The 6,703-nt window shown below is 75.8% G+C and carries 9 protein-coding genes and 1 pseudogene; 4 read left to right on the top strand and 6 right to left on the bottom strand.

Annotated elements, in window-relative coordinates; genetic code table 11:
- Window positions 1-244: 244 nt before the first annotated feature.
- Window positions 245-2,329 carry an acyl-CoA dehydrogenase family protein gene (locus AB6N23_RS16485; protein ID WP_412867073.1) on the top strand — a complete coding sequence of 695 codons (2,085 nt, stop codon included), beginning with the start codon at window positions 245-247 and terminating at the stop codon, window positions 2,327-2,329.
- A gap of 4 nt (window positions 2,330-2,333) precedes the next feature.
- On the opposite strand, the gene AB6N23_RS16480 is transcribed toward AB6N23_RS16485, so the two are convergent.
- The 5 genes from AB6N23_RS16480 to AB6N23_RS16460 all read right to left on the bottom strand — a co-directional run bounded on the left by AB6N23_RS16480 (window position 2,334) and on the right by AB6N23_RS16460 (window position 4,265).
- Window positions 2,334-2,540: a hypothetical protein gene (locus tag AB6N23_RS16480; RefSeq protein ID WP_412867072.1), complete on the bottom strand. Its 207-nt coding sequence runs from the start codon at window positions 2,538-2,540 to the stop codon at window positions 2,334-2,336.
- Window positions 2,537-2,710, bottom strand: coding sequence for a hypothetical protein (locus AB6N23_RS16475; RefSeq protein WP_412867071.1), 174 nt, complete (start codon window positions 2,708-2,710; stop codon window positions 2,537-2,539). The genes AB6N23_RS16480 and AB6N23_RS16475 overlap by 4 nt, the downstream gene beginning before the upstream one ends.
- 16 nt (window positions 2,711-2,726) lie before the next feature.
- Entirely contained in the window at window positions 2,727-2,861 is a 135-nt protein-coding gene (locus AB6N23_RS16470) for a hypothetical protein (RefSeq protein WP_412867070.1), read from the bottom strand.
- Between the two features lie 116 nt (window positions 2,862-2,977).
- Window positions 2,978-3,424, bottom strand: coding sequence for a pyrimidine dimer DNA glycosylase/endonuclease V (locus AB6N23_RS16465; RefSeq protein ID WP_412867069.1), 447 nt, complete (start codon window positions 3,422-3,424; stop codon window positions 2,978-2,980).
- Window positions 3,425-3,434: 10 nt separating this feature from the next.
- Window positions 3,435-4,265 carry an alpha/beta fold hydrolase gene (locus AB6N23_RS16460; protein WP_412867068.1) on the bottom strand — a complete coding sequence of 277 codons (831 nt, stop codon included), beginning with the start codon at window positions 4,263-4,265 and terminating at the stop codon, window positions 3,435-3,437.
- Between the two features lie 147 nt (window positions 4,266-4,412).
- On the opposite strand from AB6N23_RS16460, the gene AB6N23_RS16455 reads away from it, so the two are divergent.
- The 3 genes from AB6N23_RS16455 to AB6N23_RS16445 all read left to right on the top strand — a co-directional run bounded on the left by AB6N23_RS16455 (window position 4,413) and on the right by AB6N23_RS16445 (window position 6,446).
- Window positions 4,413-5,069: an RHS repeat-associated core domain-containing protein gene (locus AB6N23_RS16455; RefSeq protein ID WP_412867074.1), complete on the top strand. Its 657-nt coding sequence runs from the start codon at window positions 4,413-4,415 to the stop codon at window positions 5,067-5,069.
- Window positions 5,066-5,461 (top strand): hypothetical protein, encoded by a 396-nt coding sequence (locus AB6N23_RS16450; protein ID WP_412867067.1) that lies wholly within the window; start codon window positions 5,066-5,068, stop codon window positions 5,459-5,461. Before AB6N23_RS16455 ends, AB6N23_RS16450 begins: the two co-directional genes overlap by 4 nt.
- Window positions 5,462-5,819: 358 nt before the next feature.
- Window positions 5,820-6,446: a DUF2599 domain-containing protein gene (locus AB6N23_RS16445; RefSeq protein ID WP_412867066.1), complete on the top strand. Its 627-nt coding sequence runs from the start codon at window positions 5,820-5,822 to the stop codon at window positions 6,444-6,446.
- Between the two features lie 58 nt (window positions 6,447-6,504).
- On the opposite strand, the pseudogene AB6N23_RS16440 reads toward AB6N23_RS16445, so the two are convergent.
- Window positions 6,505-6,703 (bottom strand): annotated as a pseudogene (locus AB6N23_RS16440) (hypothetical protein); the annotation flags it as partial.

Raw genomic sequence — 6,703 nt, 5'->3', positions numbered from 1 at the left:
GGGTCTCGGCGGTCGCGACCGCGGTGTGGCGTTCGAGCCGCCGCCGAACGACCTGCAGCGCGACTTCCTCCTGCCCGCCCCGCGACCGCCCGCCGCGCGACGTCGGCGCGCGGGAGGGCATCCCCGGCAGCACGTCCGGCAGCACGTCCGGCAGCACCCCGCACGACCCCCGCACCACCGCCCACCCGGCACAGACCCACCAGCCCGGCAGCGACGACGCAGCCGGCACCCAGAGGGAGCAGCGATGACCACCACGACCGTCCGCCCCGAGGCCCGTCCCGCACCCGCCGGCGCCCACGACGGCGCCGACCGCGTGGACGTCGCCGCGCTCGAGAACCTGCTGCTCGGGCAGTACGCGCAGCTGCGCCGCGAGGCGCGCGCGATCACGGCCGACCCCGACTTCCAGAAGGTCGAGGGCATGCCGATGGCGGAGCACCGCGAGCGGGTGCTGCACCAGCTGCGCCGGCTGGAGGCGGAGCACGACGTGCTGCGCGCGTTCCCGACGCGGCTCGGCGGCGCGGACGACCACGGCGGCTCGCTCGCGCGCTTCGAGGAGCTCGTCGCGGCGGACCCGTCGCTGCAGATCAAGGCGGGCGTGCAGTGGGGGCTGTTCGCGTCGGCGATCCTGCACCTGGGCACCGAGCACCACCACGACACGTTCCTGCCGGGCGCGATGCACCTGGACGTGCCGGGGGCGTTCGCGATGACGGAGACGGGGCACGGCTCGGACGTCGCGTCCATCGGGACGACGGCCGAGTACGACGCCGACGCGCAGGAGTTCGTCCTCCACACCCCGTTCCGCGGGGCGTGGAAGGACTACCTCGGCAACGCGGCCGTGCACGGCACCGCGGCCGTGGTGTTCGCGCAGCTGGTCACGGCGGCGCCCGGGCAGCCGCGTGTCAACCACGGCGTGCACGCGTTCTACGTGCCGCTCCGCGACCCGAGCACGCACGAGTTCCTGCCCGGCATCGGCGGGGAGGACGACGGCGTCAAGGGCGGCCTCAACGGCATCGACAACGGCCGCCTGCACTTCGACCACGTGCGCGTGCCGCGCACGAACCTGCTCAACCGGTACGGCGACGTCGCGCCCGACGGCACCTACTCGTCGCCCATCGCGAGCCCGGGCCGGCGCTTCTTCACGATGCTCGGCACGCTCGTGCAGGGGCGGGTCTCCCTCGACGGCGCCGCGGTCAACGCCAGCAAGATCGCGCTCGCGATCGCCGTGACGTACGCGAACCAGCGACGCCAGTTCGCGGGCGGCGGGTCGGACGAGGTCACGCTGCTCGACTACGGCCAGCACCAGCGCCGGCTGCTGCCGCTCGTGGCGGAGACGTACGCGGCGACGTTCGCGCACGAGGAGCTGCTCGCCGCGTTCGACGACGTCTTCTCCGGCCGCGGCGACACCCCGGAGGGGCGCGAGGACCTGGAGACGCTCGCGGCGTCCCTCAAGCCGACGTCGACGTGGGGCGCCCTGCGCACGATCCAGACGGCGCGCGAGGCGTGCGGCGGCCAGGGCTTCCTCGCGGAGAACCGGCTCACCGGCCTGCACGCCGACATGGACGTGTACGTGACGTTCGAGGGCGACAACACGGTCCTCTACCAGCTGGTCGCCAAGCGCCTCCTCGCCGACTACGCGAAGTCGCTCAAGGACGTGCAGGCGGACAAGGGCGACATGGCGCGGTTCGTGGCCGAGCGCGTCGCGGACGTCGCGCTGCACCGCACGCCGCTGGTGCGCGCCGTGCAGGCGCTCGGCGACCTCGGGGACGCGCGCCGGTCGGTCGGCCAGCTCCGCGACGAGCAGACGCAGCGCGACCTGCTCACGGACCGCGTCGAGGCGAAGGTCGCGCAGGTCGCGCAGGCCCTCGCCCCGGCCCGGCGGATGAGCCCCGACAAGGCCGCCGCGCTGTTCAACGCCCACCAGCACGAGCTCATCGAGGCCGCCCGCGCGCACGCCGAGCGCGTGCAGTGGGAGGCGTTCACGCGCGGCCTCGCGCGCGTCGAGGACCCGGGCACGCGGCAGGTGCTCACGTGGCTGCGCGACCTCTTCGGGCTCACGCTGATCGAGCGGGACCTCGCCTGGTACCTGGTCAACGGGCGCCTGTCGGCCGGCCGCGCGCGGACCGTGACGTCGTACATCGAGCGCCTGCTCGCGCGGCTGCGCCCGCACGCGCAGGACCTCGTCGACGCCTTCGGCTACGGGCAGGAGCACCTGCGCGCGCCCATCTCGTCGGGCGTCGAGCACGAGCGCCAGGAGGAGGCGCGGACGTACTACCGGGCACAGCGCGCGTCGGGCGACGCGCCGATCCCGGAGAAGCACGCCAAGGGCTGAGGCCTCAGCGGGAGCGCGGCTCCCGTGCCGTCGGACCGTCGACGGCACGGGAGACCGCCGACCGGGGGGAGATGACGACGGCGCCGGCGCGGGCCTCCTCGACGAGGCGCCGGCGCGCACGTCGGACCGCTCTCTCGTCGCCCCCCAGGTTCATCAGCAGGTCGGGGTCGACGACGAGCTTGCGCGGCGTCCGTGTGTCCTTGGCGCTCATGCGCTTCCACCTCCCGAGCCGGTCAGGACCGGCCACAGCTCGAGGACAAGTCCGGCTGCTGTCGCACCGACAGACGTGACGAGAAGAGCGGCCGCGAGGAGGACGAGCCGCCGCTTGCCGCGCAGCTGCTCCCCGGCGCCCTGCACGACCCAGGCGGTGAGGTCCGTCACCACCGCCACCACGTCGTCACGGCCGTCCTGGTGGTACCTCGAGCGCCCCGGCACGCTGGTCCATCGCGGCGTGCAGCTGGATCTGCGTCTGCTCGGCGCTACGCGCCTCGTCGAGCAGCAGGTCGGCGGTCGACGGCGTGGCATCGTGCACCACGACGACCTGCGGTCGACGCCGTCCGAGCACCATGGCGCGAGTCGGGCAGAGCGTGCAGCGACCGGAGGGCACGCAGGGACGCCCTGTGGACGAGCCGGCCACCGCCGCGTCGCTCAGGACGCGCGTTCCCACCGCTCCACGTCGCCGGGCACGACGACGAACAGCGGGTGCGGGGACGCGCGTCCGACCGCCGCGACCCAGCGGTGCCGCTCCGGCGAGCGCTCGGCGAGCTTCGTGAGGAGGTGGGCGAGCTCGAGCTCCATCTGGCCGGACGTGACGGACATGCGGCCGACGCCGCGCGTCCGGGCGTCGTCGGGCAGGTGGACGCGGGCGGGGTCGTACCGGTAGCCCCGGCGCGCCGCCTCGTCGCGCAGGGCGTGGAGGTAGGCGGCGATCGCGACGACGGGTTCCGGCTGCGCGCGGAACCGGTCGAGCTGCGGGTGCCGGGTGAAGCCCTTCGTGCGGTCGAGCAGGACCGCCTGGGCGAGGAGCGCCTCGCGCCAGCACGCCGTCAGCCCCTGGCGGTCGAGCAGCGCGGGGTGCAGGGACCAGAGCCTCATCGTCCCGCCGTCACCGCGCGTTGCCCAGCACGGCGGCGGCGACGTCGGCCGGCCGGTGCTCGGGGAGCCAGTGGTCGGCGTCGAGCGCGACGTGCAGGTAGTCGCCGTCGACGTACCGGCCGGTCGCCGCGACCGACGCGGGCGCGAAGAACGGGTCGCGGCGGGCGGCGACGTACGTGGTCGGGACCTCGACGCGGGCCGTGCCGCCGCCGCTCGGCACCGGCAGCGCGCGGTACCAGGAGAGCGCGGCGGTGAGCGCGCCCGGCTCGCGCATCCGCGCGACGTAGCGGTCGGCGCGGTCGGGCTCGAGGCCGGACCGGGTGAGGGCGCCGCGCAGGCGCGCGCCGTCGTCCGCCAGCAGCGTCCGCTCGGGGACGGCCGGGAGCTGGAACCAGCCGACGTACGACGAGCGGACGGCCTGCCCCCGGAGCAGCCCCGCGCGCATCGCGGCCGGGTGCGGCGTACCGAGCGCCGTGAGCGACGCCGTCCGGTCGGGCTCGCGGGCGGCGACGGCCCACGCCACGGCACCGCCCCAGTCGTGGCCCACGACGTGCGCCGCCTCGACGCCCGCCGCGTCGAGCAGCGCCACCACGTCGGCGACCAGCTCCGGGACGACGTACGGCCGCCGGCCGCGGGGCCGTGCGCCGGGGGAGTAGCCGCGCTGGTCGGGCACGAGCACGCGCACGCCCGCGCGCGTCAGCAGCGGGACCACGGCGTCGAACGCGCTCGCGTCCTGCGGGAAGCCGTGCAGGAGGACCGCGACGGGCGCGTCCGGGGCCGCGCTCGCGGGCGGGTGGTCGCGCACGTCGAACCGGAGGCCGTCGCGCGTGAAGTGGTCCATCCCGGCAGCACAGCACCGTGCGCCGTGGCGTGCCACCGGTCGCCGGCCCAGCACGCGCCGCGCGTGGTGGGCGGGCGCGTCGGCGACGTGAGAGTTCTCTCATGAAGGGGCGCAGCGCGACCGGTCGACACGACCGTCACCGGGCAGCTGCCCGACCTGCCGGACGTCCAGGCGGGCACGCGGGAGTACACGTACGACGCCGAGGGCAACCAGACGAAGGCCGGTGACGAGGCGTACACGTACAACCTCGACCGGACCCTCGCGACGGCGACGGTCGACGGCGAGCAGACGCGGTACGCGTACGACGCGGCGGGCCTGCGGCTGTCGTCGGCGACGACGACCGCCGAGGGCGCCCTGGAGTCGACGGCGTGGACGTGGGACGTCAACGGCCCCCTGCCGACCATCGCCGGCGAGACGCGCACGGGCCCGGCCGGGACGAAGACGACGTCGTTCCTGTACGCCCCCGACGGCTCGCCGCTCGGCCTGGCGGAGGGCGGGGACGACTACTCCTCCTACGTCCGCGACTGCCTGGGCAGCACGTCGGCCGTCGTCTCGCCCGCGGGCGACGCGCAGTGGGCGTACGACTACGACCCGTTCGGCGGGGTCCGGGGCACCGACCTCGTCTCCGGCGGGAAGCGCCTGGCGGACGACGCACCGGTCAACCCGCTGCAGTTCACCGGCGGGTACCGCGACGAGACGCAGTCGGACCGGTACCAGCTGCGGGCGCGCAACTACGACACGTCGTCGGGCCGGTTCGACTCGGTCGACCCGGTGGCCGGTTCGGGGCAGGTGTTCGTCGTGTGAGCGCTGTGGATCTTCTCGCCGTGCTCACCGAGCGATCGCTCATCGAGATCCGCCGGATGGGAGAAGCAGGCGAGCCGTACGTCGAGGACGAGGAGCTGGACCCGCACGAGCCGGCGGACGTCGATGTGCCGGCGCGGATGCACCTGCTCGCCGACATCACTCACGGCTTCGCGAACGTCCTCCGGATGAGTCCCTTGCGGAGACGGCGAGCCGCGCGCCACGCGTTGCGGTGGAGGTGGGCCGCCACGAGCGAGCCGGGCCGCCGATGGATGACATCGCGGCTGGCACTCCGCAGCCCCGGACACGCGGCAGCGCTGAAGTCACTCGTCGAGAGCGGTGCCGACCTGGATGTCCGTGACAGCACCGACCGAGACCGAGTCGACGAGCTCTGAGATCCGGTTCCTCCACCCCCTCGCGACACCGTCCTGGCCGTCGCCGCCGACGGCACCACCACCCACCGCCCGGTGACACCACCCGCACCGCCACCGACGGGCACCTGTTCCTCACCGCCGACGCGCGTGGCTCGCCGCCGAGGAGCTGAACGCCGGTGGCCAGCCGGTGCTGCGCCGACGCGTCGGCGGCTACGGTCGCGGCGTGGCACGGCGGGGGTGGGGTCGAGGCGTCGTCGCGGCGTGCGTCGCGGTCGTCCTCGCCGGGTGCGGGACGGTGCCCGGGTCCCCGGGAGAGAGCCCTCCGACGTCGTCCGCTCCGGCGCCCGCCGCGAGCCCGACGGTCCCGTCCGCCGGCGTCGTGCGGGACTCCGGGACGCTGCTCGGTGGCGCGGTGGGCGCGGCGCTGCTGCCCGCGGCGGCCGAGGTGCGGGTGGACGTGGGAGCGGAGGACGACGGTGCGAGCACCGTCACGGTGACCGGGCCGGGGGGCGTGCTCGCGTGGGCCGCGCCGCCGCGCGGCGGCGGCGTCGAGCGGCAGGCGGACGGCTCGGTCGTGGTGCGCGACGCCGGCGGGGGAGTCGCCGTGGCGCTCGGCGCGCCCGACGGTGCCGACGGTCCACGGGCGTCCTGGCGCGCCGAGGGCGACGTCCTGGCGCTCGACGCCGGGTCGGGTGCCGTGTCGTTCGTCGTCGGCACGGCCGCTCTGGCGTCCGCGACGTGGGGCGAGGCCGAGGGCGGACGCTCGCTCGCGGTGGTGCCGGCCGGGTGGGTGCGGGGTGGCTCGCTCGCGGCGCAGGAGCTGCTCGCGGCGCAGCTCGAGGCCGCCGAGCCGGAGGCCGCCACGCCCTCCATGCGGGGGCAGCTGTGGTGCCACGTGCTCGGCGCACCCGATAAGGACGCGTGGAACCTCGAGCCGTGGCGACCCGACGTCGGGACGGTCACGATGATCGCGACGAGGTGCAACCCGACCGACGACGACGTCTGACGGTGTCTGCCGGGCCGCCCGAGCCGTCGCCGCGGTGGGTGCGTCCGCCCGGGTGCGGTCAGTCCTCGGGCGTGGTGCGCCGCGTCGTCAGGACGAGCACGCCGCCTGCGAGCACCGCCGCGAGCCCGAGCGCCAGCACCGGGACGGCGGACGCCCCCGTCGCCGACAGCACCTCGGCGCGCTCGGTCCCGGCGGTCCCGCGCACGACGGGCGGCCGCGCCGCCGCGGCGTCGGCGGCGGCGGCGAGCACCTCCGCC

The sequence above is a fragment of the Cellulomonas pasadenensis genome (genome assembly GCF_047229365.1).
Taxonomy (GTDB): domain Bacteria; phylum Actinomycetota; class Actinomycetes; order Actinomycetales; family Cellulomonadaceae; genus Cellulomonas.
Note: the sequence above shows the minus strand (reverse complement) of the source record. Positions and strands in the feature narration are given on the sequence as shown.

Bases quoted from the DNA above. Each gene is read 5' to 3' on its own strand.
- AB6N23_RS16485 (WP_412867073.1), top strand. From the start codon at position 245: ATGACCACCACGACCGTCCGCCCCGAGGCCCGTCCCGCACCCGCCGGC.
- AB6N23_RS16480 (WP_412867072.1), bottom strand. From the start codon at position 2,540: ATGAGCGCCAAGGACACACGGACGCCGCGCAAGCTCGTCGTCGACCCC.
- AB6N23_RS16465 (WP_412867069.1), bottom strand. From the start codon at position 3,424: ATGAGGCTCTGGTCCCTGCACCCCGCGCTGCTCGACCGCCAGGGGCTG.
- AB6N23_RS16460 (WP_412867068.1), bottom strand. From the start codon at position 4,265: ATGGACCACTTCACGCGCGACGGCCTCCGGTTCGACGTGCGCGACCAC.